Source organism: Micromonospora sp. DT62 (assembly GCF_049847285.1).
GTDB lineage: Bacteria > Actinomycetota > Actinomycetes > Mycobacteriales > Micromonosporaceae > Micromonospora > Micromonospora reichwaldensis.
The window spans coordinates 98,725-122,108 of the sequence record NZ_JBNCOB010000011.1 but is presented as its reverse complement, the minus strand read 5'-3'; the positions used below and the strand labels follow the sequence as shown (position 1 = coordinate 122,108).

Annotated in this window: 26 protein-coding genes; 10 read left to right on the top strand and 16 right to left on the bottom strand. The window is 73.0% G+C overall.

Going from position 1 to position 23,384, the window contains the following annotated elements:
• Nucleotides 1–64 precede the first annotated feature (64 nt).
• Together ACPXCB_RS17565 and ACPXCB_RS17560 are read right to left on the bottom strand one after the other, a co-directional pair.
• Entirely contained in the window at nucleotides 65–808 is a 744-nt protein-coding gene (locus ACPXCB_RS17565; RefSeq protein WP_425876647.1) for an enoyl-CoA hydratase/isomerase family protein, read from the bottom strand.
• Nucleotides 805–1,662, bottom strand: a complete 858-nt coding sequence (locus ACPXCB_RS17560; protein ID WP_425876645.1) for a 3-hydroxyacyl-CoA dehydrogenase family protein — start codon at nucleotides 1,660–1,662, stop codon at nucleotides 805–807. The genes ACPXCB_RS17565 and ACPXCB_RS17560 overlap by 4 nt, the downstream gene beginning before the upstream one ends.
• A 162-nt stretch (nucleotides 1,663–1,824) precedes the next feature.
• On the opposite strand from ACPXCB_RS17560, the gene ACPXCB_RS17555 reads away from it, so the two are divergent.
• Nucleotides 1,825–2,121, top strand: a complete 297-nt coding sequence (locus ACPXCB_RS17555; protein ID WP_425876644.1) for a hypothetical protein — start codon at nucleotides 1,825–1,827, stop codon at nucleotides 2,119–2,121.
• Between the two features lie 72 nt (nucleotides 2,122–2,193).
• Here ACPXCB_RS17555 and ACPXCB_RS17550 read toward each other — a convergent pair whose 3' ends face one another.
• Complete coding sequence (locus ACPXCB_RS17550) at nucleotides 2,194–2,973, bottom strand: class I SAM-dependent methyltransferase (protein ID WP_425876642.1); 780 nt, start codon at nucleotides 2,971–2,973, stop codon at nucleotides 2,194–2,196.
• 54 nt (nucleotides 2,974–3,027) lie between these two features.
• Between ACPXCB_RS17550 and ACPXCB_RS17545 the strand changes: the two genes are divergently transcribed.
• Complete coding sequence (locus tag ACPXCB_RS17545; protein ID WP_132235136.1) at nucleotides 3,028–3,426, top strand: PPOX class F420-dependent oxidoreductase; 399 nt, start codon at nucleotides 3,028–3,030, stop codon at nucleotides 3,424–3,426.
• 101 nt (nucleotides 3,427–3,527) lie between these two features.
• On the opposite strand, the gene ACPXCB_RS17540 is transcribed toward ACPXCB_RS17545, so the two are convergent.
• Both ACPXCB_RS17540 and ACPXCB_RS17535 read right to left on the bottom strand, forming a co-directional pair.
• Nucleotides 3,528–3,737, bottom strand: a complete 210-nt coding sequence (locus ACPXCB_RS17540) for a BldC family transcriptional regulator (protein ID WP_007073996.1) — start codon at nucleotides 3,735–3,737, stop codon at nucleotides 3,528–3,530.
• Between the two features lie 251 nt (nucleotides 3,738–3,988).
• Nucleotides 3,989–4,828, bottom strand: a complete 840-nt coding sequence (locus ACPXCB_RS17535) for a hypothetical protein (protein ID WP_425876640.1) — start codon at nucleotides 4,826–4,828, stop codon at nucleotides 3,989–3,991.
• A 172-nt stretch (nucleotides 4,829–5,000) separates the two neighbouring features.
• Between ACPXCB_RS17535 and ACPXCB_RS17530 the strand changes: the two genes are divergently transcribed.
• Complete coding sequence (locus tag ACPXCB_RS17530; RefSeq protein ID WP_357576944.1) at nucleotides 5,001–6,083, top strand: Glu/Leu/Phe/Val family dehydrogenase; 1,083 nt, start codon at nucleotides 5,001–5,003, stop codon at nucleotides 6,081–6,083.
• Nucleotides 6,084–6,370: 287 nt separating this feature from the next.
• Entirely contained in the window at nucleotides 6,371–6,586 is a 216-nt protein-coding gene (locus ACPXCB_RS17525; protein WP_089002617.1) for a DUF3073 domain-containing protein, read from the top strand.
• 143 nt (nucleotides 6,587–6,729) lie between these two features.
• Here ACPXCB_RS17525 and amcA read toward each other — a convergent pair whose 3' ends face one another.
• The 5 genes from amcA to ACPXCB_RS17500 form a co-directional block, all read right to left on the bottom strand.
• The gene (gene amcA / locus ACPXCB_RS17520; protein WP_151455707.1) at nucleotides 6,730–6,963 is read right to left on the bottom strand and encodes a multiple cyclophane-containing RiPP AmcA; all 234 of its coding nucleotides are present in this window, start codon (nucleotides 6,961–6,963) and stop codon (nucleotides 6,730–6,732) included.
• On the bottom strand, nucleotides 6,932–8,035 hold the full coding sequence (gene amcB, locus ACPXCB_RS17515; RefSeq protein WP_425876763.1) for a cyclophane-forming radical SAM peptide maturase AmcB: 1,104 nt from the start codon (nucleotides 8,033–8,035) through the stop codon (nucleotides 6,932–6,934). Before amcB ends, amcA begins: the two co-directional genes overlap by 32 nt.
• Nucleotides 8,036–8,205: 170 nt before the next feature.
• Nucleotides 8,206–9,360 (bottom strand): phosphoribosylformylglycinamidine cyclo-ligase, encoded by a 1,155-nt coding sequence (gene purM / locus ACPXCB_RS17510; RefSeq protein ID WP_132235146.1) that lies wholly within the window; start codon nucleotides 9,358–9,360, stop codon nucleotides 8,206–8,208.
• A gap of 58 nt (nucleotides 9,361–9,418) precedes the next feature.
• On the bottom strand, nucleotides 9,419–10,957 hold the full coding sequence (gene purF / locus ACPXCB_RS17505; protein WP_425876638.1) for an amidophosphoribosyltransferase: 1,539 nt from the start codon (nucleotides 10,955–10,957) through the stop codon (nucleotides 9,419–9,421).
• Nucleotides 10,958–11,127: 170 nt separating this feature from the next.
• Nucleotides 11,128–11,481, bottom strand: a complete 354-nt coding sequence (locus ACPXCB_RS17500; RefSeq protein WP_425876637.1) for a sterol carrier family protein — start codon at nucleotides 11,479–11,481, stop codon at nucleotides 11,128–11,130.
• Between the two features lie 160 nt (nucleotides 11,482–11,641).
• Between ACPXCB_RS17500 and ACPXCB_RS17495 the strand changes: the two genes are divergently transcribed.
• Nucleotides 11,642–13,615: a hypothetical protein gene (locus ACPXCB_RS17495; protein ID WP_425876636.1), complete on the top strand. Its 1,974-nt coding sequence runs from the start codon at nucleotides 11,642–11,644 to the stop codon at nucleotides 13,613–13,615.
• A 118-nt stretch (nucleotides 13,616–13,733) separates the two neighbouring features.
• Here ACPXCB_RS17495 and ACPXCB_RS17490 read toward each other — a convergent pair whose 3' ends face one another.
• From ACPXCB_RS17490 to purS, 4 genes are all read right to left on the bottom strand, one after another.
• Complete coding sequence (locus tag ACPXCB_RS17490) at nucleotides 13,734–14,489, bottom strand: 2-phosphosulfolactate phosphatase (protein ID WP_425876634.1); 756 nt, start codon at nucleotides 14,487–14,489, stop codon at nucleotides 13,734–13,736.
• Between the two features lie 4 nt (nucleotides 14,490–14,493).
• Nucleotides 14,494–17,241, bottom strand: a complete 2,748-nt coding sequence (gene purL / locus ACPXCB_RS17485) for a phosphoribosylformylglycinamidine synthase subunit PurL (protein ID WP_425876632.1) — start codon at nucleotides 17,239–17,241, stop codon at nucleotides 14,494–14,496.
• A gap of 67 nt (nucleotides 17,242–17,308) precedes the next feature.
• Complete coding sequence (gene purQ / locus ACPXCB_RS17480; RefSeq protein ID WP_425876630.1) at nucleotides 17,309–17,992, bottom strand: phosphoribosylformylglycinamidine synthase subunit PurQ; 684 nt, start codon at nucleotides 17,990–17,992, stop codon at nucleotides 17,309–17,311.
• Nucleotides 17,989–18,252, bottom strand: a complete 264-nt coding sequence (purS, locus tag ACPXCB_RS17475; protein WP_121397234.1) for a phosphoribosylformylglycinamidine synthase subunit PurS — start codon at nucleotides 18,250–18,252, stop codon at nucleotides 17,989–17,991. Before purS ends, purQ begins: the two co-directional genes overlap by 4 nt.
• Nucleotides 18,253–18,654: 402 nt before the next feature.
• On the opposite strand from purS, the gene ACPXCB_RS17470 reads away from it, so the two are divergent.
• The gene (locus ACPXCB_RS17470; RefSeq protein WP_425876628.1) at nucleotides 18,655–19,338 is read left to right on the top strand and encodes a S1 family peptidase; all 684 of its coding nucleotides are present in this window, start codon (nucleotides 18,655–18,657) and stop codon (nucleotides 19,336–19,338) included.
• Between the two features lie 24 nt (nucleotides 19,339–19,362).
• Nucleotides 19,363–19,926 (top strand): YbjQ family protein, encoded by a 564-nt coding sequence (locus tag ACPXCB_RS17465; protein ID WP_311412114.1) that lies wholly within the window; start codon nucleotides 19,363–19,365, stop codon nucleotides 19,924–19,926.
• Nucleotides 19,927–20,091: 165 nt separating this feature from the next.
• Here ACPXCB_RS17465 and purB read toward each other — a convergent pair whose 3' ends face one another.
• Nucleotides 20,092–21,516 carry an adenylosuccinate lyase gene (gene purB, locus ACPXCB_RS17460; RefSeq protein WP_425876626.1) on the bottom strand — a complete coding sequence of 475 codons (1,425 nt, stop codon included), beginning with the start codon at nucleotides 21,514–21,516 and terminating at the stop codon, nucleotides 20,092–20,094.
• A gap of 98 nt (nucleotides 21,517–21,614) precedes the next feature.
• Here purB and ACPXCB_RS17455 point away from each other — a divergent pair, with 98 nt between their 5' ends.
• The 3 genes from ACPXCB_RS17455 (at nucleotide 21,615) to ACPXCB_RS17445 (ending at nucleotide 23,138) form a co-directional block, all read left to right on the top strand.
• Nucleotides 21,615–22,355, top strand: coding sequence for an SDR family NAD(P)-dependent oxidoreductase (locus ACPXCB_RS17455; RefSeq protein ID WP_425876624.1), 741 nt, complete (start codon nucleotides 21,615–21,617; stop codon nucleotides 22,353–22,355).
• 151 nt (nucleotides 22,356–22,506) lie between these two features.
• A complete protein-coding gene (locus ACPXCB_RS17450) occupies nucleotides 22,507–22,716 on the top strand; it encodes a type II toxin-antitoxin system VapB family antitoxin (RefSeq protein ID WP_327030153.1) in 210 nt (69 codons plus the stop codon).
• Nucleotides 22,713–23,138, top strand: a complete 426-nt coding sequence (locus ACPXCB_RS17445; RefSeq protein ID WP_425876622.1) for a PIN domain nuclease — start codon at nucleotides 22,713–22,715, stop codon at nucleotides 23,136–23,138. Before ACPXCB_RS17450 ends, ACPXCB_RS17445 begins: the two co-directional genes overlap by 4 nt.
• Here the strand turns inward: ACPXCB_RS17445 and ACPXCB_RS17440 are convergent.
• Nucleotides 23,131–23,382, bottom strand: coding sequence for a hypothetical protein (locus tag ACPXCB_RS17440; protein ID WP_425876620.1), 252 nt, complete (start codon nucleotides 23,380–23,382; stop codon nucleotides 23,131–23,133). The two genes, ACPXCB_RS17445 and ACPXCB_RS17440, sit on opposite strands and share 8 nt — an antisense overlap.
• Nucleotides 23,383–23,384: the final 2 nt, after the last annotated feature.

The window sequence follows — 23,384 nt, the reverse complement described above, 5'->3', positions numbered from 1 at the left end:
CCACCACCCGTGGGACACGGACGGCCGCACCGGTGACCGGTGCGGCCGTCGTCTCGTCCGGGGCTCAGCGGGGGCGTCGCCGCTCGAGGAACTCCGTCATCCGCCGGTGCTTCTCCTCGTCCTCGAAGAGCACCGCCTGGCTGACCAGGTCGAGGTGCGGATGCGCGGCGGCCGGCGCGTCGATCGCCAGTTTGGTCAGCCGCAGCGCCAGCGTGGACCCCTTCGCCATCTCGTCGAGCAGCCCGTGCGCCGTGGGCAGCAGCTCGCCGGGCTCGGGCACCACCCGGTTGACCAGCCCGATCCGCAGCGCCTCGTCGGCGTCGACGCGCCGGCCGGTGAAGAGCAGTTCCTTGGCCCGGGCCTCCCCGACCAGCGCCGGCAGCCGGTGGGTCGCGCCCGCGCCGGCCAGGATCCCCAGCCGGACCTCCGGCTGGCCGAACACCGCCCGCGCCGTGCAGACCCGCAGATCGCAGGCGTACGCCAGCTCGGCGCCCCCGCCCAGCGCTGGCCCGTCCACGGCCGCCACGGTCGGCATCGGCAGCGCCCGGATCCGGGCGAAGGCCGCCGAATTGATCGCCGCGAGGGCGTCCAGCCGGCCCCGCTCGCGAAGCTGCCCGATGTCCGCCCCACCGGCGAAGATCCCCTCGGTGCCGCCGGTGAGCAGCAGCAGGCGGGGCCGTGCCTCCAGCTCCGCGCAGACCTGGTGCAGCTCGGCGATCAGGTCGGCGTCGATGGCGTTGCGCTTCTCCGGCCGGTCGAGCGTCACCACCACCCGGTCCGGCTGCTCCTCGATCCGCAGCCCACTCACGAGCGCACCCCGCCTTCCCAGCGGTAGAAGCCCTGGCCGGACTTCTTGCCCAGACGGCCGGCGGCCACCATCTCCGCCAGCAGCGGCGGCGGGGCGAACCGGTCCCCGTACGCGGCCTGGAGGGTGCGCGCGATGTCGAGCCGCACGTCCAGCCCGACGATGTCGGTCAACTCCAGTGGGCCGACCGGGTGCCGGTAGCCGAGCACCATCGCCTTGTCGATGTCGGCCGGGCTGGCCACCCCGTCGGCGACCATCCGGATGGCCTCCAGCCCGAGGGTGACCCCGAGCCGGGAGGTGGCGAAGCCGGGCATGTCGCGTACGACGACGGGGTCCTTGCCCAGCCGGCCGGCGAGCGCGACGGCCGCGGCGGTGGTCTCCTCGGCGGTGGCCGGGCCGACCACGACCTCCAGCAGGGCCATCGCCCAGACCGGGTTGAAGAAGTGCAGCCCGAGGAAGCGCTCGGGCCGGGCCAGCCCTTCGGCCAGCGCGGCGATCGGGATGCTGGAGGTGTTGCTGCCCAGCAACGCCGGCCGCAGCGCCTCGGCCTCGCGCAGCACCGCCCGCTTCAGGTCCGGCCGTTCCGGTACGGCCTCCACCACGACGGCCGGCTCCTCGGCGACCTCGGCGAGCCCCGAGCGCAGCGTCACCCGCTGCCGGTTCGTCGCGGCCCGGTCGGCGTCCAGCTTGCCGCGCTCCACCGCCCTGTCCCACAGCTCCCCGAGTCGCTCGACGGCCGCCGCGCCCCGGGCCCGGTCCACTTCGACCAGCTCGACGGCGTGCCCGGCCCCGGCCGCCACGTACGCGATGCCGAGCCCCATCGTGCCGGCCCCGACGACGACAAAGCGGTCGCTCATGACGCCTCCCTGTCTCCGGTGGCGGGACGGGGTCGACCCGCGCCCCGCCGCCCGCTCCACTCGCTCATGGGCCCGACCCTATGCAGCGGCGATCTTCCCGGCATGCGTGGGGGCGCGCCGGATCGGGTACCACGGCACCCAACCGAGGGAAGGACGGCCCAGATGAGCCAGGCACCGGAGACCGTGCACGCCGCGGACGCGGCGGAGACCGTGGAGACCCGCGGGAACGAGCGGGTCGACCTGCTGCGCGCCGACACCAACAACGACGGCCGCACCGACGTCTGGGTGGTCGACACCGACGGGGACGGCAAGCCCGACCTGTTCCAGTTCGACACCGACGGGGACGGCAAGGTGGATATCACGATGGTCGACCTCGACGAGGACGGCACCCCGGACGAGGTGGTCGACGGCGACGGCGGCCTGCCGCCCGAGCAGCTCCCCCCGACCGTCCAGGTCTGACACCCGCGCCGGGTTCCCGCGTCCGGCGGGAATCCGGCGTCGGCGTCGGGGGTCCGCGGCCGGGGTCGGTCGTCAGCCGGCGAGGCGCAGGGTCGCCAGGTAGTACGGCGCGTCCCGATCGTCCACGTCGGTCAGTCGCCAGCCGCTGCCCCGGACCAGCTCGGCCAGCTCGTCCGGGGAGCAGACCAGGTAGTCGAACCACTCGGTGCCCAGTTCCCGGTAGCGCAGCCGGAGCCGGAGCTGCCCACCGAACCGGCCCCGACGCCGGTTGCGCTCGTGGTAGCCCGTGTGCACCGGGTCCCGGGTGCCGTACGGGTCGGTGCCGTGGGCGATGACCTGTGCTCCCGGCCGGGCCAGCGCGGCCAACGCGGTCAGCAACGCCGGCCCGCGTTCCCGCCCCTCCAGCAGGCCCACGTTGTTGCCGAGCAGCAGGAACGTGTCGTAGCGGCGGCCGTCCGCCACGTGCGCGTCGACGGTGCCGTGCACCAGGTCGCGTACGCCCCGGCGGCGGCAGACGGCCAGCGCCCCGGCCGAGGTGTCCAGCCCGGTGACGGGCACGCCCCGTTCCTGGAGCAGCAGCGCGATCCGGCCCGCCCCGACGCCGACGTCCAGGGTCGCGCCCCGGACCCGGTCCACGGCCCGGTGGTCGTACGGCTGCCAGTCGGCCGGCCCGTCCAGGTAGTGCGCGGCGGGGGCGCCGTTGATGAGCCCGTCGTCCCGCTCGATGATCTCGATGACCGGTCGCGGCAGCCGCCCGCCGGCCAGCGGGCGGGGTCCGACCCCGGTGGCCACGGCGTACGCGTCGCGCAGCATCTCCCCGAACACGTCACCGATCCGTGGCTGTCCCGTCACGGGCTTCACGCTATCCGGCCGGTCAGTCAGCCGCACCGCCCGTATCCTGGCGGGGTGACCACCCTGGACCGCCTCGGCGCGGAGAAGTACATCCTGCTCACGACGTTCCGCAAGGACGGTCGGGCGGTGCCGACCCCGGTCTGGGCGGTGCGCGACGGCGACGCGCTCTGGGTGTGGTCTGCGGCGGACGCCGGCAAGGTGAAGCGGATCCGGCGCAGCGGCGACGTCACGGTGGCGCCGTGCGACGTCCGGGGCCGCCCGCACGGCGAGGCGGTAGCGGCCCACGCGACCCTCTGCGACGCGGCCGGCACCCGACGGGTCCGTGAGCTGATCAAGCAGAAGTACCGGATGATCGGCCGGCTCAGCCTGCTCGGCAGCCGCCTGCGTCGCGGCGAGAGCGGCACGGTCGGCATCCGGGTCGTCCTCGCGGACCGGCCGCCGGCCGGCGCCTGATCCCGCGCCCGCCGTCAGTACGCGGGCGGGGTCCGGACACGACGGAGGGCGGCGGACCATGTCCGCCGCCCTCCGTTCACACCTGTTTGTATCCCGGTCGGTCAGTCCCCCTGGCGCTGCTGGGGGATCTGTCCCTGCAACAGGGCCCTGACCTCCGACTCCCGGTACCGACGGTGTCCACCCAGCGTGCGGATGGCGCTGAGCTTGCCCGCCTTTGCCCACCGGGTCACCGTCTTCGGGTCGACACGGAACATCGACGCCACCTCGGCCGGTGTGAGTAGCGGCTCTGGTTCGTGCGTTCGCGATGCCATCGGTCACTCCTCCACATGTATAGACATCGGCCGGGGTCCCGCCGGTCGACGCGTCTCCCATGGTCCGGCTAGTCCCCGATGTCCGACATGGGCCGAACGGCCGAACGTCCCTAGACGGACGGATGAACCATGCCCGATTTATGCGACTTTTACACGGCAGAAAGTACCTTATTCGGACTCATGATCACGGTTCGTGATGCATCGACTACGAACTCACCTCGGCTTGGGGGCAGTTTATGGGCGATTTCGCACTAGTTGCACCGTTCCAGCAGCTGGATCGCCCGCCAGCGCGCGACCAGCTTGTCGTACGCCGCCGAGGCCTCCTCCGCCTCGCCCCGGGACAGCCCGGCCAGCCCGCTCGCCACCAGCTGGGGCGAGTCGTCGGCGGCCAGCGTCTCGTCCGACAGCAGCTCGACCAGGCCGCCGTAGTCCAGCTCCACCATCGAACGGGGGTGGAACTCCTCCAGCCAGCGGGCGGCCTCCTCGACCGCCTCCGTGATCGGCGCGTCGCCGATCGACTTGCGCAGCACCGACAAGGCCCGCGACGAACGCCGCCGCGCCTTGGAGATCTCCGTCCGGTAGCGCAGCGCCCGCCGCCCGGGGTCGGTCACGTGGTGCCGTTCCTCCGGGCCGAAGAGCACGAACCAGCGCAGCGGTACGCCCCACGTGGCGATCTGCTCGTGCACGCGCGGCACGCCGTGCTCCAGCACCCGCGCCCCGCTGCGCCAGTCCTCCACCACGGCCTTCGCCTGACCGGCGAGCACCGGCGGCACGAACGCGTCGGCCAGCACCGGCGGCACCCCGTCGCGCGCGTTCAACGCCGCCTCGGCCACCCGGATGCGCAGGTTCCACGGGCAGACCAGCAGGGCCTCGTCGGTCTCCAGGACGTACGCCTCGTCCGGCAGGTCGGGCAGCCGGGTCCAGCCGGCGCCGAGCGCCTCCAGCACCGACGTCCGTTGCCGGCCCGGCCCCTCCACCGGTGCCACCGCCCGCCCCTGCTCCACGTAGCGCCGCCAGTACGCCTGGCGGTCCCGGTCGAAGGCGGTCAGCGGCTCGTACACGCGCAGGTATGAAGCGAAGAGCGACGGCACGGCGCGATCCTCCCACGAATTGGAACTCGGCCGGCGTCGGCAGCGCGATCACGCGTGCCGTGGGCGGCCGGACGGCGTCGGCCGATACTAGGCTCAGCGGCACCGGCAGCATCCCGCCGGCGGTCCACCGGTCCGCGTCCCACAAGGGCGCACCCCACACCAGGAGCGAGTCATGGGCGTATTCGCCACCACCGAAGACCCGGGGTCCAGCGGTCACGAACAGGTCGTGTTCTGCCAGGACAAGCAGACCGGCCTCAAGGCGATCATCGGCATCTACTCCACCGCGCTCGGCCCCGCGCTCGGTGGGACCCGGTTCTACCCGTACGCCAGCGAGTCCGACGCCCTCGCCGACGTGCTCGACCTCTCCCGGGGCATGGCCTACAAGAACGCCCTCGCCGGGCTGGACCTGGGCGGTGGCAAGGCGGTCATCTGGGGTGACCCCGAGCGGATCAAGAGCGAGGCGCTGCTGCGCGCGTACGGCCGCTTCGTGGAGTCCCTCGCCGGGCGCTACTACACCGCCTGCGACGTCGGCACCTACGTCGCCGACATGGACGTGATCGCCCGCGAGACCTCGTACGTCACGGGCCGCAGCGTCGAGCACGGCGGCGCCGGCGACTCCTCGATCCTCACCGCCTGGGGCGTGTTCCAGGGCATGCGGGCCGCGGCCGAGCACGTCTGGGGCGCCCCGACCCTCGCCGGCCGGCGGGTCGGCGTGGCGGGCCTGGGCAAGGTCGGCAAGTACCTCGTCGGCCACCTGATCGACGACGGCGCCGAGGTGGTGGCGACCGACGTCAACCCGAAGGCCCTGGAGTGGGCGCGCGCCACCCACCCGCAGGTCGCGCTGGTCGACGACGCCGCCGCGCTGGTCGCCGCCGACATCGACGTGTACGCCCCGTGCGCGCTGGGCGGCGCGCTCAACGACGACACGGTGCCGGCGCTGCGCGCCAAGGTGGTCGCTGGCGCGGCCAACAACCAGCTCGCCCACTCCGGCATCGAGAAGCTCCTCGCCGACCGCGGCATCCTCTACGCCCCGGACTACGTCGTGAACGCCGGCGGCGTGATCCAGGTGGCGGACGAGATCGAGGGCTTCAACTTCGACCGGGCCAAGCTGCGCGCGACCCGGATCTACGACACCACCCGGGAGATCCTGCGACTGGCCGACGCCGAGGGCGTGCCGCCGGCGGTGGCGGCGGACCGGCTGGCGGAGCGGCGGATGGCCGACGTCGGCCGGCTGCGCACGATCCACCTGCGCTGAGCGCCCTCGGGGGCGGAGCGGCTGTTCCGCCCCCGGCCCCGGCGGGCGGCCCGTCCCGTTAGGGTGGTTTCGCATGGCTCTGCCCGGTGTCACGGGCGCTCTCCGCGCCGCTCCTTACCGGGTACAATCGGTGACGGCCGGATGACCGCGACGCGCGGTGTCGGTCGACGGTAACCCGAGGTGCCGAACGGTGGCATCCCCATGTACCGTAAGAGCTACGAGAGATGCCTGACGTCATCGGGGCCCGCCTTCGGGCTGCCCCGCATTCTGTGCGAGGGGGTCGAGCCATGGGGCGCGGCCGTGCTAAGGCCAAGCAGACGAAGGTGGCCCGGGAGTTGAAGTACCACTCCCCGAACACCGACCTCACCGCCTTGCAGCGCGAACTGGCGGGTGCTGGTAAGTCTGAGCACAACTTCGACGACGACTACAAAGAGTATGTCGACGACGATGATGAGGATCATGCGGACGAAGACCCGGATCCCTGGGTACGTCCGCCCCGCTGACCTCCGGTAGCAGCTGAGCACGCGGTGATCGCCCGCGTGCTCACGCATGTGCCCATCGAAGCGGCGCCAAGACCGACGATCAGGGACCTGCCCCGCCCGGACAACGCTCCGGACGATCGGCAGGTCCCTGATCACGGTCTGTCTCAGCGGGGACGGTTGTTCCAGTTGTAGAACGTCGGGATGTTCTCGAAGTGGTTCCAGGCGCACACGGCGCTCGCGCCGTCGCCGCCCGCCACCTCGGCCCGTAGTCGCCGCGCGGCCTCGGCCTCGTGGAGGAGTGCGGTGAGTCCCGGCGCGGCTTCCCGCACCCGGTCGGCGACCTCGTCCGGGGTGTCCGTCCTCCGGTCAGGATGCCGGTGACTGGTGGTCTCGGGCATGCTCCAACACTCCCTCCAGTAAGTGGATCTTGCTGTTGCGACAGTGCGCGGTCTGCGTACCGTCGAAACGCCCCTGCTCGAAGTAGCGGTTGGCCGCGTGGCCCCCGCCGCAGAACCCGAAGTAGGGGCAGGACGCACGGCACGCCTCGACGCCGGCGAGGAACTCGCCGACCCAGGGCGTCCGGTCCGCGTGGGCGAGGATCTCGACCAGCGGGGTGACCAGCACGTTTCCGCTGCTGAAGTCGCCGTACCGGACATCGGTGAAACCGGCCAGCTCCGGCGAGAGCACGGTCACCGAGCCGTCGTGGCCGACGGTCGGAATCGGGTCCAACCGCCGGGGAAGCAGGTCGTCGGCGCTGCCGTCCAGCACCGCCGCGGCGTACCGCAGCGACCACTCGACCTCGCGCAGGTGGATCCGGGGCTCCCGGCGCCACGCGGCCACCAGCTCCGCCCAGAAGGCGGTCACCTGCCGCGCGTCGTGGGAGTTGTCGCGGAGGTTGACCCCCTCGGTCTCCTCGATGTTGACGCCCAGCACGTCACAGCCCAGGTCGAGGAAGTAGTCGTACAGCTCGGTGGCCAGGCCCGGCCCGGGGCGACCCACCACCGCCAGCGCCGAGAACGGCAGGCCGTGCCGGCGCAGTGCCGCCACCCCGCGAAGGATCCGGTCGTACGCGGGACTGCCGCCCCGGGTGACCCGGTCGCCGTTGCGTTCCCGCGGGCCGTCCACGCTCACGCTCACCCGCACCCCGTGCTCGACGAAGAACGCGCACCAGGCGTCGTCGATCAGCGTGGCGTTGGTCTGCACGTGGTGCTCGACCCCGGGCCCGAAGGGCGCGATCAGCGCGGCGAGGTGCTCCCGGCCGGCGGCCAGCGGCTCGCCGCCGTGCCACACCACCGAGAACCGGCCCGCCGCCGCCCACGGGTTGACCGACGCGGCCACCGCCTCGGCCACCGGCACCGGCATCCGCCGGTCGGCCGCGCGGAACGGCAGGTAGCAGTAGGCGCAGTCCAGGTTGCAGAGGGTGGTGGGCTGCATGACCACGTACGAGGGGACGGCGGCCAGGCCGCGCATCCCGCTGAACGACAGTCCCCGAGCAGCCATTGCCCTCCTCCGCGCCTGAAGGGCTGTCGGGGAAACCGGGCGGGCGGCCCCGACAGCTCTGAGGGTGCCCTTCAGGCTAGGCGGCGACGGCCACTCGGGTGAAGCCCTGATCAGGTGCCCGTACGGTCACCGGGAGTCGATCAGCCCCGGGTGTGCTGGCCGACCATCTGCACGTTGCCGGAGCCCTCGATGATCTCGCCGGCCTGCCACGCGTCGACGCCCCGGCCCGTCAGGGTGGCCAGCGCGCGGTCCGCGTCCTCGGCGGAGACGATCGCGAACATGCCGACGCCCATGTTGAAGGTCGCCTCCATCTCCGGGTCCTCGATCCGCCCCTTGGACTGGATCAGGTCGAAGATCGGCTGCGGCTTCCAGGTGGACCGGTTGACGACCGCGTCGACGTGCTCGGGGAGCACCCGGACCAGGTTGCCGGGGATGCCGCCGCCGGTGACGTGGGCGATGGAGCGCACCTCGGCCTCGGCGATGAGCTTCAGGCAGTCCTGCGCGTAGATCTTCGTCGGGGTGAGCAGCTCCTCGCCGAGGGTGCGCTGCCGGCCGAAGTCGTCGATCACCACGTCGAGCCGCATCCGGCCGGCGCCCAGCAGCACGTGGCGCACCAGGGAGTAGCCGTTGGAGTGCAGGCCGGAGGAGCGCATCGCGATGACCACGTCGCCCACCTCGACCCGGTCCGGGCTGAGGATGTCGCTCTCCTCGACCACACCGACGCCGGTGGCGGAGATGTCGTACTCGTCCGGGCGGAGCACGCCCGGGTGCTCGGCGGTCTCGCCGCCCAGCAGGGCGCAGCCGGCGTACCGGCAGCCGTCGGCGATGCCGGCGCCGATCTCGGCGACCTTGTCCGGCACGACCTCGCCGGTGGCGATGTAGTCGAGCAGGAAGAGCGGCTCGGCGCCGCAGGCCACCAGGTCGTCGACGACCATCGCGACCAGGTCGATGCCGACCGTGTCGTGGATGTCCATCTGCTGCGCGATGACCAGCTTGGTGCCCACGCCGTCCGTGGACGAGGCCAGGATCGGGTTCTTGTACTTCTTCGTGTCCAGCCGGAACAGGCCGGCGAAGCCGCCCAGATCGCCCATCACCTCGGGGCGTCGGGTCTGCTTCACCTTCGACTTGAGCAGCTCGACCGCGCGGTCGCCCGCCTCGATCGAGACCCCGGCGTCCGCGTACGAGACCGAGCGTTTGCGCGCCTGGCGGCCGGTGCCGGCCGTCCAGGGCTGGCGGTCGCCGCCGGCGCCGGACGGGCTGCTTCCTGCGCCGCTGCGCTCGGACACGTGCGTCACGGTTCTCCCCCTTGGTTCTGGCGCCGCGCCGGCGGTGGCCGGGCCACGCCGGGTGGTGCTACGGGCGGTGTGTGGTCACGCCGCCCGGAGTGGCGACGAGCGGGGCGGTGTACTCCGGGGTGTCGGCCGCCTGGGCGGCGACCCGCCGGCCCACCCCTTCGAGCACGTGCTTGCCGATCAGGTTGCCGGCGGGCAGCTCGATCGGGTATTCCCCGTCGAAGCACGCCCGGCACAGCCGGGTCTTCGGCTGCTCGGTGGCGGCGATCAGGCCCGGGAGCGACACGTAGCCGAGCGTGTCCGCCCCGATGGAGCGCCGGATGCCGTCGTTGTCCAGCCCGTTGGCCAGCAGCTCGGCGCGGGTGGCGAAGTCGATGCCGTAGAAGCACGGCCAGTTGACCGGCGGCGAGGAGATGCGCACGTGCACCTCCAGCGCGCCGGCCTCGCGCAGCATCCGCACGATCGCCCGCTGGGTGTTGCCGCGCACGATCGAGTCGTCGACCACGACCAGCCGCTTGCCCCGGACGTTCTCCCGCAGCGGGTTGAGCTTGAGCCGGATGCCGAGCTGGCGCAGCGTCTGCGACGGCTGGATGAAGGTGCGCCCGACGTACGGGTTCTTCATCAGGCCGGCGCCGTAGGTGATGCCCGACTCCTCGGCGTAGCCGATCGCGGCCGGGGTGCCGGACTCCGGCACCGGGATGACCAGGTCGGCCTCGACCGGGTGCTCCTTGGCCAGCTGGCGGCCGATCTGCACCCGGGCGGAGTGCACGTTGCGGCCGGCGATGGTGGCGTCCGGGCGGGCGATGTAGACGTACTCGAAGAGGCAGCCCTTGGGCTCCGGGGCGGCGAACCGGCTGGAGCGCAGGCCGTCCTCGTCGATCGCGATCAGCTCGCCGGGCTCGACCTCGCGGACCACGCTCGCGCCGACGATGTCCAGCGCGGCGGTCTCGCTGGCCACCACCCAGCCGCGCTCCAGGCGGCCCAGCACCAGCGGACGTACGCCGTGCGGGTCGCGGGCCGCGTAGAGGGTCGACTCGTCCATGAACACGAAGCTGAACGCGCCCCGCAGCCGCGGCAGCACCTCCAGCGCCGCCGCCTCGACCGACAGGTCCGGGCGGCTGGCCAGCAGCATCGTCACCAGGGAGGTGTCGTTGGTCGAGCCGTCGGCGACCAGGCCCCGCTCGGCGACCTCGCGCTGGAGCTCCGCGGTGTTGACCAGGTTGCCGTTGTGGGCCAGCGCGATGGTGGTGCCGGAGGTGGTGGACCGGATGGTCGGCTGGGCGTTCTCCCACGTCGAGCCGCCGGTGGTGGAGTAGCGGGCGTGCCCGATCGCCACGTGCCCGCGCAGGCTGGCCAGGGTCGGCTCGTCGAAGACCTGGGCGACCAGGCCGAGGTCCTTGTAGACCACGACGCCCGAGCCGTCGCTGACCGCGATGCCCGCGGCCTCCTGACCACGGTGCTGGAGGGCGTAGAGCCCGAAGTAGGTCAGGTTGGCGACCTCCTCCCCGGGCGCCCAGACGCCGAAGACGCCGCACGCGTCCTGAGGGCCTGGTCGTTGGGGATCAAGGTCGTGGCTCAGCCGGCCGTCGCCTCGGGGCACCTGCGCTCCCTCATGCTGATCTGGACCGGCCTTGCGGAATCACGCGGGGGCGGATCCGCACTCCTCGACCGGGACCACTGTCGTCGCCTGACAGTGTACGCGAATCCGTGTCGATACAGAAAGTCACGATCCGGCTCCGAGCTGTGACCGGTCGATGCGTATCGCCGCAGCTAGAGCGGCAGGTGCCCGGAGAGATCCGCTCGGATTCCGCTCACCCGTACGCGACCCTGGGTGATCGCGTCAGCCCAGCCGAGCCGTCCGGTGGCCACCGCCAGCCAGGTCTCGGGCTCCATCTCGACGACGTTGGCAGGGGTGCCACGGGTGTGTCGGGGGCCGGGAACGCACTGAACTGCGCCGTAAGGTGGGACACGCACCTCCACCGAACGGCCGGGGGCGCGCTCCGCGAGGACGGTCAACAGGGCACGGACCGCCTCCCGGAGGACCGGTCGTTCGGGCGTACGCCCCTCGTCGAGCGCCGACAACGCCGCCGCGACCGCGGCGGACTTAGTGTGCGGAGAGGACACGACGGGACGATACGGCTTCAACGCGCCGCGCCTGACGCTGGCCCTGGGTCGCGCCGATCCGGTCAGACAAGGCATAGTTGCCGACGGCGTATTCGAACCGTGATGATCCCCGGCCCGGCGCCCCGCCGCCGAGGGAAGTCAGTCCGGAAGGGCGGTGGACGTGTCAACACACCGACGTGCCTGGAAGCAGCGGGCCGGTGTGGTCGTGGCGCTGGTTGTCGGCGCTCTGCTCGCCGCCCCCGTCACACCAGCCCTGGCCGCGGACGTCACCGTGTCCCCCGGCTCGGTCACCGTCAACGCCGGCAGCGACGCCGCCGTCACCGTGCAGGTGACCCCCCGCGAAGGCGACGAGAAGGTCAAGATCAGCCTCGCCGGCCTGCCGGGCGGCGTGAGCTGCGCGGGCGGCTGCGGAGAGATCGACGTCAACAACGACCGGCCGAGGTCCCAGCTGCTGCGGATCAGGGCCAGCGACAACGCCGGCGACGCCAACGTCACCGTGACGGTGGCGGCCGAGGGCGACAAGTCCGGCGCCGGCACCGCCACCTTCCAGCTCGGCGTCAAGGGCCGGGCCCAGCCGTCCCAGCCGACCCAGGCGCAGACCGTCAAGTCGGTCTCCGGCAAGGTGGTCGCCCAGGCGAACGGCAAGGCCGTGCCGAATGCCGTGGTCATGCTCCAGGACGGCGCCGGCAAGAAGATCGACACGATCAGCGACGACGACGGCAACTTCCGGTTCACCGGCAGCACCGCGAAGCCGATCGCGCCCGGCCGGCTCGCCATCGGTGCCAGCGTCGGTGAGGTCTACGCCACCAAGAGCTTCGACGCGTCCGCCGGGCAGAGCGTCACCGGCCAGCGCATCGCGCTGGCGATCAAGGTCGAGACGACCCCGAGCCCCACCCCGTCGGCCAGCGAGGAGCCCCTGCCCTCCGACGAGCCCGTCGAGGAGACGCCCGCGGAGAGCACCGAGGCGACCCCGGGCGCGGCGGCCAACGCCGGCAACGAGGACTCCGGCGGCATGGGCTCCTGGCTGATCATCCTGCTCGGCGGCCTGCTCGTCGCCGCCGGTGTCGGCACCATCGTGCTGCTCCTGATGCGGCGCAAGGACAACGGCGACGAGGCCGACGACGACGCCCCGGCGGGCGCCGCGGCCGGCGCGGTCCCGGCGGCCCGCGGGGCGTTCCGCGGCGCGGACGACCAGACCCGGGTGGTCAACCGGGTCGGCACCACGCCGGATCCGACGATGGTGGGCGGCGCCGCGCTCAGCGACGCCCCGACGATGATGCACCGCCCCGTGGTCGACGACGTGCCGCCGGACCCGTACGCCGCTCCCCCGCAGCCCTACGGCGCGGCGGGCAACCAGCAGGGCTGGGGCGGCAGCGGCTACGGCGACGAGCCGGCCGGCGCGGGTGGCTACGGCGGTGCCGGCTACGGCAACGCGCCCGCCTCCGGCGGCGGCTACGGCAGCGGCGGCTACGGCAACGCGCCCTCGTCCGGAAGCGGCTACGGCAACGCTCCCGCCTCGGGCGGCGGCTACGGCAGCAACGACTACGGCGCTCCGGCGGGTGCGGCCGGCACGGCGGGTGCCGCGGGCTACCCGCCAGCGGGCGGCGGCCGGGGCCACGGCGAGCGGTACGACGAGCCGACCGGCCGCTACACCGGCGACGCCACGCAGTACCCGGCCCCGGCCGACCCGTACGCCACCGGCGTCTACCAGCCGGAGCAGGGTCAGGGCTACGGCCAGCCCGACCCGGCCGCGTACGGCCGGGGCGGCGAGCCGACCGGCGGTTACGACCAGCCGGGCGGCGGCTACGAGCGGGGCGGCTACGGTCAGCCCAGCGGCGGCCAGCCCAGCGGCGGCTACGGCGGCCAGGAGCCCACGGCGCCACGCGGCGGCTACGGCCAGCCGGGCGGCTACGACCAGCCCACCTCGTACGACAACCAGGGCGGCTACGGCCAGGGTGGCTACGGTCAGGAGCCCCCGCAGCAGCGCGGCGGCTACGAGGACCGCGAGGGCTACGGCCAGGGTGGCTACGGCCAGCCGGGCGGCTACGACGACCCGCAGACCGGTCGCGGTCGCCCGGACGGCCCACCGCAGCAGGACCGGGGTGGCCGCCGGCTGGACTGGCTGGACGACTGACCCGCTCGGGGCCGGCCCCCGACGACAGCACCACGGCGAGGGCCGTCCGGATCTCCGGGCGGCCCTCGCCGCCGTTCCGGCCCGCCCCGACCCGGTCGGAGGCGCGGTCGCGGGGAGGTCAGATGGCGGCGAAGACGCCCTGCCGCAGCACCGGGACCACGTCCGAGACGCCGACCCGGACGGCGACCTCCACGTCCCCGGCGAAGCCGCCCTCGATGAGCTCACGGCCGGACACGCTGCCGCGGACCGCGGCGGGCACGTCGGGGGTGCTGGCGAGCGCGGCGAGGGCCATGGCCGCCTCCACGGAGAGGCCGCCGGGCACACCCGACAGGGCGTCCAGCACGCAGGCCGCCCCGAGCTGGTCCTCCACGCAGGGGCGCAGGGAGCCGTCCGGCCAGCGCTCGCCCGAGGCGATCACGCCGATGGGCGCGTCCGTCGAACCGTACCCCTGCTGGTCGAGCCAACGGCCGACGGCTTGCGCGTTGCGCAGGCAGGCCGCGACCACCGGCAGTCCGGTGGCGCTGGCCGCCGCGCTGATCGCCGACCCGTTCGGCGACGGCAGCACGAGGTCGGCGACGACCGGCGCGGTGGTCAACGCCGCCGACGAGAGCGACCAGGGATGCTCCCGGGTCGTCTGCCGGCGGCCCACCGCCGCGACCGCGCCGACCCGCCGCGCGTAGTCGGCGGCCTGCTCGCCCCACGGGAACGGGTGCACCCGCATGCCGCGCCCGACCGCGACGTCCACGGCGGTGGTGAACGACAGCACGTCCACCACCACCAGCACCGCGCACACCCGGCCCAGCTCGGCCGCCCCCGTCAACCCCCAGTCGAAGCGGGCGCCGGAACCGGGTTGGACGTGGACGGCCGCGGCCACCGCCTCAGCGCTGACCGGGCTCGGTGTCGCCGGGCTCGGGAGCCGACGCCCCGCCGGCCTCGGCCGGCCGGTCGGCGGCCTCGGCCGCCGGCTGCTCCGGGCCGGGCGCGACGGCCTCCGCCGGGGCTGCCGCCTCGGCCGGGGCCACCGGCTCGACGGCACCGGTCGACGGGACCGGCCCGGCCGACGCGATCGGCTCGCTCACGACGGCCGACGGGTCCACCGGCTCCACGCCGGCCGATTCGGCGACGGGCAGCGGCACGGCCTCGACGGCACCCGCCACACCGGTGGCCGGCGCGGGCACCTCGACGACCCCCGCGCCCCCGAAGAGGCGCGGCAGCGTCTCGCCGTGCGCGGCGCGCAGCTCGTCCAGGCCGATGCGGAACTGGCCGTGCACCTCCAGCGCGCCGCCGGTCGGATCGGTGACGCCGATCAGCTCGAACGGCACGCCACGCTCAGCGCAGAGGGCGGTGAACGCCTTCTCGTGGCCGCGCGGCACCGACACCAGGGCCCGGCCGGCGGACTCGCTGAACAGGTAGACGAACGGCATCGAGCCGCCGTCGAACCGCTCCGGCACGGCGATCCGGGCGCCGACGCCGCGCCGCAGGCAGGACTCCACCAGGCTCTGCGCGAGGCCGCCGTCGGAGAGGTCGTGCGCGGCGCTCAGGTGCCCGACCCGCGCGGCCTCCGCCAGCAGGTCGGCCAGGAGCCGCTCGCGGGCCAGGTCGACCTGCGGGGGTACGCCGCCGAGGTGCTCGTGGGTGACCCAGGCCCACTCCGAGCCGGAGAGCTCCACGTGCGTCTCGCCGAGCAGGAAGATCTGGTCGTGGTCGCCGCTCGGCCGGGGCACGAAGCCCATCGGCACCCGGTCGGCCACGTTGTCGAGCACGCCGAGCACACCGACCACCGGGGTCGGGTGGATCGGCGCCGCGCCGGTCTGGTTGTAGAAGCTGACGTTGCCGCCGGTGACCGGGATGCCCAGCTCGGCGCAGCCGTCCGCCAGGCCGCGGACGGCCTCGGCGAACTGCCACATCACGCCCGGGTCCTCCGGCGAGCCGAAGTTGAGGCAGTTGGTGACGGCGATCGGCTTCGCGCCGGTGACGGCCACGTTCCGGTACGCCTCCGCCAGCGCGAGCTTCGTGCCGTGGTACGGGTCGAGCCGCGCGTACCGGCCGTTGCCGTCCACCGACAGCGCCACGCCCAGCCCGGTCCGCTCGTCGATCCGGATCACGCCGGAGTCCTCCGGCTGGGCGAGCACGGTGTTGCCCAGCACGTAGCGGTCGTACTGCTCGGTGACCCAGGTCTTGTCGGCCAGGTTGGGCGACGCGATCATGCGCAGCACGGTCTCGCGCAGCGCCTCCGGGTCGGCCGGCCGGGGCAGCGTCTCCGCGCGGTCGGCCTGGAGCAGGATCAGGTCGGCCGGCTCGCGCATCGGGCGGGCGTAGACCGGACCGTCGTCGACCAGCGAGCCCGGCGGCACGTCGACCACCAACTGGTCGTGCCAGGTGATCAGCAGCCGGCCCGGCTGGCCGTCCGGCGCCGGCGGGGTGACCTCGCCGATGGCGGTGGCCCAGACGCCCCACTTCTCGGCGGTCTTGAGCACCGCTTCGAGCTTCTCCGGCTCGACGACCAGCAGCATCCGCTCCTGGGACTCGCTGGCCAGGATCTCGTGCGGCTCCATCGAGGGCTCGCGCAGCGGCACGCGCTCCAGCCAGACCCGCATGCCGGTGCCGGCCGCCGCGGCGGTCTCGGTCAGCGCGCAGGTGAGGCCGGCGCCGCCGAGGTCCTGGATGCCGACGACCAGCCGGGCGTCGTAGAGCTCCAGGCAGGCCTCGATGAGCAGCTTCTCCATGAACGGGTCGCCGACCTGCACCGACGGGCGGCGCTTCTCGCTGCCCTCGTCGAAGGTGGCGCTGGCCAGCACCGACACGCCGCCGATGCCGTCCCGGCCCGTCCTGGCGCCCATCAGCACGACGACGTTGCCCGGGCCGGCGGCGGCCTTGTTCTGGAGCCGGTCGACCGGCAGCACCCCGAGGCAGAGCGCGTTGACCAGCGGGTTGCCCTGGTAGCAGGGGTCGAAGACGACCTCGCCGCCGATGTTCGGCAGGCCCAGGCAGTTGCCGTAGCCGCCGACTCCGGCGACCACGCCGGGCAGCACCCGGGCGGTGTCGGGGTGGTCGGCGGCGCCGAAGCGCAGCGGGTCCATCACCGCGACCGGGCGGGCGCCCATGGCGAGGATGTCCCGCACGATGCCGCCGACGCCGGTGGCCGCGCCCTGGTAGGGCTCGACGAAGCTCGGGTGGTTGTGCGACTCGACCTTGAAGGTCACCGCCAGCTCGTCGGAGACCTGCACGACGCCAGCGTTCTCACCGATGCCGGCGAGCAGCCGGTCGCTCGGCGGGGCCTTCTCGCCGAACTGCCGCAGGTGCACCTTGCTCGACTTGTAGGAGCAGTGCTCGCTCCACATGATCGAGTACATCGCCAGCTCGGCCTGGGTGGGCCGCCGGTCGAGGATGTGCCGGATCCGCTCGTACTCGTCGTCGCGGAGCCCCAGCTCGGCGTACGGCTGGAGCTCACCGGGGGTGTCCCCGGCGCGCGGCACGGTGTCCAGGCCGTCGGCCCAGTCGGCGGTCGCCGGCCCGGGACGCCCGGCCGGCGGCACGACGTCGGTCGGACGCGGCTCCACCGGCTGCGCCGGGGCGGCCGGGAAGGCCTCCGGGTTATCCCGTACCTCGTCCGGATGGGTGGTCATGACCTCTCCTCGCTGCGCTCGCGTCCGCCCGACGGGCGGGTGAGCCGACCGATGATGCCGCGCACGGTCACGCCGGCGTCCCCACCAGGTGCTTGAGCACCGAGGTGAAGAAGCCGAGACCGTCCAGGGAGGGGCCCGTGAGCGCCTCCACCGCGTGCTCGGGATGCGGCATGATGCCGACCACGTTGCCGGCGGGGTTCGTGATCGCGGCGATGTCGCGCTGCGACCCGTTGGGGTTGCCGCCGACGTAGCGGGCGACCACCCGGCCCTCGGCTTCGAGCTGGTCCAGCGTCGCGGTGTCGGCGACGTAGCAGCCCTCGCCGTTCTTGACCGGGATCAGCACCTCCTGGCCGGGCTGGAACGCGTTGGTCCACGCGGTGCCGGCCGACTCGACGCGCAGGACCTGGTCGCGGTTGCGGAAGTGCAGGTGCTGGTTGCGGGTGAGCGCGCCGGGCAGCAGGTGGGCCTCGCAGAGGATCTGGAAGCCGTTGCAGATGCCGAGCACGGGCAGGCCGCCCCGGGCCGCGTCCACGATCGCGTCCATCACCGGGGCGAACCGGGCGATGGCGCCGCAGCGCAGGTAGTCGCCGTAGGAGAAGCCGCCGGGCAGGACGACGGCGTCCACCCCGTGCAGCTGCGGGTCGCCGTGCCAGAGACGGACCGGTTCGGCGCCCGCGATCCGGACGGCCCGGGCCGCGTCCCCGTCGTCGAGCGAGCCGGGGAAGGTGACCACACCCACCCGGGCGGTCACGAGCGTGCGTCCACGGTCTCGTCGGCCTCGGCCACGCGGACCGTGAAGTCCTCGATGACCGGGTTGGCGAGCAGCTTGTCGGCGATCTCCCGGGCCCGGTCCAGGTCCGGTTCACCGGTGAATTCGATCTCGATCCGCCTGCCGATCCGAACCGAGGCGACGTCGCTGACGCCGAGCCGGGGCAGCGCGTTTGCGACGGCCTGGCCCTGGGGATCGAGGATCTCGGGCTTGAGCATGACGTCGACGACGACGCGAGGCACTGGGCACTCCTGACTGTGTACGCAGTTGGGTGCCTACCCACAACGGGCGAGCGCAGCCAGCCTACCTGGCAGATACCGCCCCGGACGCACCGGCCGGACGCAGTTCAGGCGGTGATCGACATTCCCGGCGCGGGGCCCGGGGACCGATGCGGGTTCGTTGCGATCCCGATGCCCATCCGTTGCCGACCTACCCGTTTCGCCCCGCTCCGTCGGATCACCGGAGGGCCGGCCGCCGCCCGGCCCGCCATACCGTCTCATCCATCATTTCCGATGGATCTCTTGTGAACGACATCTCAGGGGCCCTACCGTACATCGTCGTACGTCGATCGGCTGTCGGGCCACCCCGCCCGCCGGCCGACAGCTCGACCCGGTGAACCCGGGCCCCACCCCGAAGGAGCCCCCATGCGCATCCGATCCATGGTCGCGGTGCTGGCCACCGCAGCGGCCGGCCTGCTCGGCGCCAGCTCCGGCGCCCTCGCCGCCCCCGCCGGCCCGCAGCCGATCATCGGCGGCAGCACCGTCTCGTCGGCCCCGTGGGCCGCCGCCGTGCTCAGCAACGGCTCGTTCACCTGCTCCGGCACCATCATCGCGCCGCAGTGGGTGCTCACCGCACGGCACTGCGTGAACGGCACGATGTCCGTCCGGGTCGGCAGCGTCAACCGCACCTCCGGCGGCCAGACCCGCACCGTCAGCGCCAGCTACAGCCGGTACGACCTGGCCCTGCTGCGCCTGTCCAGCTCGGTGAGCACCTCGTACGTCACGCTCGCCAACAGCAACCCGCCGCTCAACTCGACCAACTCGATCTACGGCTGGGGCATGACCTGCTACAGCGGCTGCTCGGCCTCGACCCAGCTGAAGACCGCGTCGGTCCGGGTGACCAGCAACAGCGTCACCGACGCGTACGGCGGGCAGGCGATCCGGAGCACCCGGATCAACGGCAACGCCTGGCGGGGCGACTCGGGCGGCCCGCAGTTCTACAACGGCGCGCAGGTCGGCGTCGCCTCCACCGCCGACGGCCAGAGCATCCAGAACTACGGCAGCGTCGCGTACAACCGGGCCTGGATCACCCAGACGGCCGGTGTCTGACGGTTAGCGCCGCGCTAGGCGCGGATGGTCGGCAGCGCGCCGGCCGTCCGCGCCGCGCCGTTTTGCAGCATCCGATCAGGTGAACACGGCTCACGATCGGGTGCGCGCAACCCTGAGACCATCGGAAACGTGCTGGTCGTGACGACGGAGCAACTACCCGGGTACGAGATCCGCCAGATCCTCGGCGAAGTGGTGTCATCGATGGCCAGGACGCGGAACCCGTACCGCGAGGGGGTCAAGAACCTGCGCGGTGGCGCGTACGACCCGATGGCCCCGGACAACCTCACCCGGTGGCGTACGGACTCGGTGGCCCGGCTCGGCGAGGAGGCCCGCCGCATCGGCGCGAACGCCGTGGTGGGGATGCGCTTCGACAGCCGCGACTGCGGCGAGATGTGGATGGAGATCTGCGCGTACGGCACGGCCGTGGTCGTGGCTCCCAAGATGCCCGACGTCATGCCGCCCGACCAGCCCCTGGTCGCCGCGGAGACCGCGCACGACCCCGCCTTCGCCGAGTCCCCGGGTGGCATCGCAGAACCGGCGAGCGCCCCCAACCTCCGCTCGGCCGCCGAAACCCCCACCCGAGACTGACCCACCCACCCCACCCCCTCCCCTGGCCCTCCCGTGCCCCGCCCAGGCGGTTGATCATGAAGTTGTTGCCGGTTTCATCGGCGTGTCGCGACAACAACTTCATGATCAACGGGCCGGGAGGGAGGGGCGGGCGGTGCGCGGGGTGGGGGTGGGAGTGGGTGGGGGTTAGAGGATGGGGGGTGGGGTGTAGGTGGCGGCCTGGGGGTGGGTGGCCACGACCGTGGCGATGCGGCGGGCGACCGCCTCGATCTGGGCCGGGGCGGCGCCGACGAAGGCGGTGCGGTCGGCGACGAGGGTGTCGATCTCGGCGCGGGTCAGGCCCAGGCGGCCGTCCTGCGCCAGGCGGTCGAAGAGGTCGTTCTCGGCGGCGCCCTTCTCGCGCATGGCCAGGGCCACCGCGACCGCGTGCTCCTTGATCGCCTCGTGGGCGACCTCGCGGCCGACGCCGCGCCGGACCGCCGCCACCAGGATCTTCGTGGTGGCCAGGAACGGCAGGAAGCGCTCCAGCTCGCGGTTGACCACCGCCGGGTACACGCCGAACTCGTCCAGCACGGTGAGGAAGGTCTGGAACAGCCCGTCGGCGGCGAAGAACGCGTCCGGCAGGGCGACCCGGCGGACCACCGAGCAGGAGACGTCCCCCTCGTTCCACTGGTCGCCGGCCAGCTCGCCGACCATCGACAGGTAACCCCGGATGATCACGGCGAAGCCGTTGACCCGCTCGCTGGAGCGGGTGTTCATCTTGTGCGGCATCGCGCTCGAACCCACCTGGCCCGGCTTGAAGCCCTCGGTGGCCAGCTCCTGGCCGACCATCAGCCGGATGGTGGTCGCCAGCGACGACGGGGCGGCGGCGATCTGCGCCAGGGCGGAGAGCACCGCCAGGTCGATCGAGCGCGGGTAGACCTGGCCGACGCTGTCGAGCACGCGGCTGAAGCCGAGGTGCCCGGCGACCCGGCGTTCCAGCTCCGCCACCTTGTCGGCGTCGCCGTCGAAGAGGTCGAGCTGGTCGGCGGCGGTGCCGACGGGGCCCTTGACGCCCCGCAGCGGGTACCAGTTGATCAGGTCGTCCAGCCGCTCGTACGCGATGAGCAGCTCCTCCGCGGCCGACGCGAAGCGCTTGCCCAGCGTGGTGGCCTGCGCCGCGACGTTGTGCGAGCGGCCGGTCATGACCAGGTCGGAGTGCTCGACGGCGAGCCGGGACAGCCGGGCCAGGGTGGCGACCGCCCGGTCCCGGATCAGCTCCAGCGAGCGGCGCACCTGGAGCTGCTCGACGTTCTCGGTGAGGTCACGGGAGGTCATCCCCTTGTGCACGTGCTCGTGCCCGGCGAGCGCGCTGAACTCCTCGATCCGGGCCTTCACGTCGTGCCGGGTGACCCGCTCCCGCTCGGCGATCGAGGCCAGGTCGACCCGGTCGAGCACCCCCTCGTACGCCTCGACCACGCCGTCGGGCACGGGGATGCCGAGGTCCCGCTGGGCCCGTAGCACGGCGAGCCAGAGCCGCCGCTCCATCCGGATCTTCTCCTCGGGCGACCAGAGGGTGACCAGTTCGGGCGAGGCGTACCGGTTGGCGAGCACGTTCGGGATCGTCGTCACGGCGCTCATTCTCCCGGACCCGCCCGCACCGCATCGGCAGGGTTGCCGGCTGGCTAGGGTGATCACCCTGCTGAGTCGACTGACGGGAATGAGGAAGAGTGTCCAGACTTACCGGCAGGGTCGCCCTGGTCACCGGTGGTAGCCGCGGTATCGGCGCCGCCGTCGCACGCCGGCTGGCCGAGGACGGAGCCCACGTCGCGTTCACCTACCGCCGCGACGAGGAGAGCGCGAAGGCCGTCGTCGCCGACATCACGTCGTACGGCCGCACCGGCCTGGCGATCCGCGCCGACAGCACCGACGGTACGGCGGTCGTCGACGCGGTCGAGCGGACCGTCGCCGAGTTGGGGCGGCTGGACATCCTGGTCAACAACGCCGGGGTGTTCTCGTCCGGGCCGATCGAACAGGTCAGCCTCGACGATCTCGACCGGGCCATCGCCGTGCACGTGCGCGGGACGTTCCTGGCCACCCAGGCGGCGGTACGCCACCTGCGCGACGGCGGGCGGATCGTCAACATCGGCAGCAGCTTCGCCAGCCGCGTACCGGCTCCCGGGGTGAGCGTCTATGCCATGACCAAGACCGCCATCAACGGCCTGACCAGGGCGCTCGCCCGCGAGCTCGGCCCGCGCGGGATCACCGTCAACCTGGTCCTGCCCGGTTCCACCGACACCGACATGAACCGGGCGGACAGCGCCGGCGCGGACGCCCAGCGGTCACACATCGCCCTCGGCCGCTACGGCACGCCGGAGGACGTGGCGGCGACGGTCAGCCACCTGGTGGGCGAGGGCGGCCGGCACGTCACCGGCGCGTCGATCGCCATCGACGGCGGCGCCACCGCCTGACCCGGCGGGCGGATGCGAGACGGGCGAACGGCGTGGACTGCCCCATCTGTCGGTCCGGCCGGATCGAGGCCGCGACGCGAGCCTCGACCCGCGCCGGACCAGCCCGGCGCTGGATATACTCGGCAAGTGGACGGTATATAGGGGGCGCGCGATGACCAAGATCCTGGTGGACGTCGACGACGAGGCGCTTGCCGACGCGGCTGCGGCTTTCGGCACCAAGACCAAGAAGGACACGGTGAACGTCGCGCTGCGGGAAGGGGCTGCCCGCCTCCGGCGCGCCCGCGCCCTCGCGGAACTCAGCGGACGGGCCCAGGCCGGGGACTTCGACGAACTGCTCGACAAGAGCACGTACCGGTCGTGAGACTCGCCGACTACCTGGTCGACACCAGTGCGCTGGTCCGGCTGCTGCGCGACCCCGATACCCAGGCCCGATGGGAGCAGCCACTCACGGCCGGCCTGCTCGCGGTCTGCCCGCTGGTAGAACTGGAGTTCCTGTATTCGGCCCGCTCGCTGGCCGACCGCAGATGGCTGGGGGACCGGCTTCGAACGGTGTTCAACTGGGTGAGCATGCCGGACCGGATCTACGAGCGGGCGGCCGAGATCCAGGAGCAGCTCACCGCTCGGGGTACCCACCGGTCTGCCGGCGCCGTCGATCTGCTGATCGCGGCGACGGCCGAGTACCAGAGCCTCTCCCTGCTGCACTACGACCGTGACTTCGACCAGATCTCCGGGGTCACCGGTCAGCCCGTGCGATGGCTCGCCCCGGCAGGCACGATCAAGTAGGTACGGGCCGGCCGGTGAGCGCCCGCCACAACCCGACGCACGCCTGCGCCTCGGTGTCGAACACCAGCCGGACGTCGTACCGGCCGCGCTCGTAGGCGCCGATCTCCCACCGCTCCCCCGCCGAGCGGCGGAGGAACCAGAAGTCGGGCGGGACCGGCACGTGCTCGTGCACGCCTTCCAGCTCGAACGCGTCCGGTGACATCCCGGTCGCCAGCAGGGCGTCACGCACCTCGTGCCGGTCCACTC

What these genes read in the sequence shown, in the direction of transcription:
- ACPXCB_RS17560 (WP_425876645.1), bottom strand. Translation starts at nt 1,662, where the DNA reads ATGAGCGACCGCTTTGTCGTCGTCGGGGCCGGCACGATGGGGCTCGGC.
- ACPXCB_RS17555 (WP_425876644.1), top strand. Translation starts at nt 1,825, where the DNA reads ATGAGCCAGGCACCGGAGACCGTGCACGCCGCGGACGCGGCGGAGACC.
- ACPXCB_RS17540 (WP_007073996.1), bottom strand. Translation starts at nt 3,737, where the DNA reads ATGGCATCGCGAACGCACGAACCAGAGCCGCTACTCACACCGGCCGAG.
- ACPXCB_RS17530 (WP_357576944.1), top strand. Translation starts at nt 5,001, where the DNA reads ATGGGCGTATTCGCCACCACCGAAGACCCGGGGTCCAGCGGTCACGAA.
- ACPXCB_RS17525 (WP_089002617.1), top strand. Translation starts at nt 6,371, where the DNA reads ATGGGGCGCGGCCGTGCTAAGGCCAAGCAGACGAAGGTGGCCCGGGAG.
- amcA (WP_151455707.1), bottom strand. Translation starts at nt 6,963, where the DNA reads ATGCCCGAGACCACCAGTCACCGGCATCCTGACCGGAGGACGGACACC.
- amcB (WP_425876763.1), bottom strand. Translation starts at nt 8,035, where the DNA reads ATGCGCGGCCTGGCCGCCGTCCCCTCGTACGTGGTCATGCAGCCCACC.
- purL (WP_425876632.1), bottom strand. Translation starts at nt 17,241, where the DNA reads ATGACCACCCATCCGGACGAGGTACGGGATAACCCGGAGGCCTTCCCG.
- ACPXCB_RS17470 (WP_425876628.1), top strand. Translation starts at nt 18,655, where the DNA reads ATGCGCATCCGATCCATGGTCGCGGTGCTGGCCACCGCAGCGGCCGGC.
- ACPXCB_RS17465 (WP_311412114.1), top strand. Translation starts at nt 19,363, where the DNA reads ATGGTCGGCAGCGCGCCGGCCGTCCGCGCCGCGCCGTTTTGCAGCATC.
- ACPXCB_RS17450 (WP_327030153.1), top strand. Translation starts at nt 22,507, where the DNA reads ATGACCAAGATCCTGGTGGACGTCGACGACGAGGCGCTTGCCGACGCG.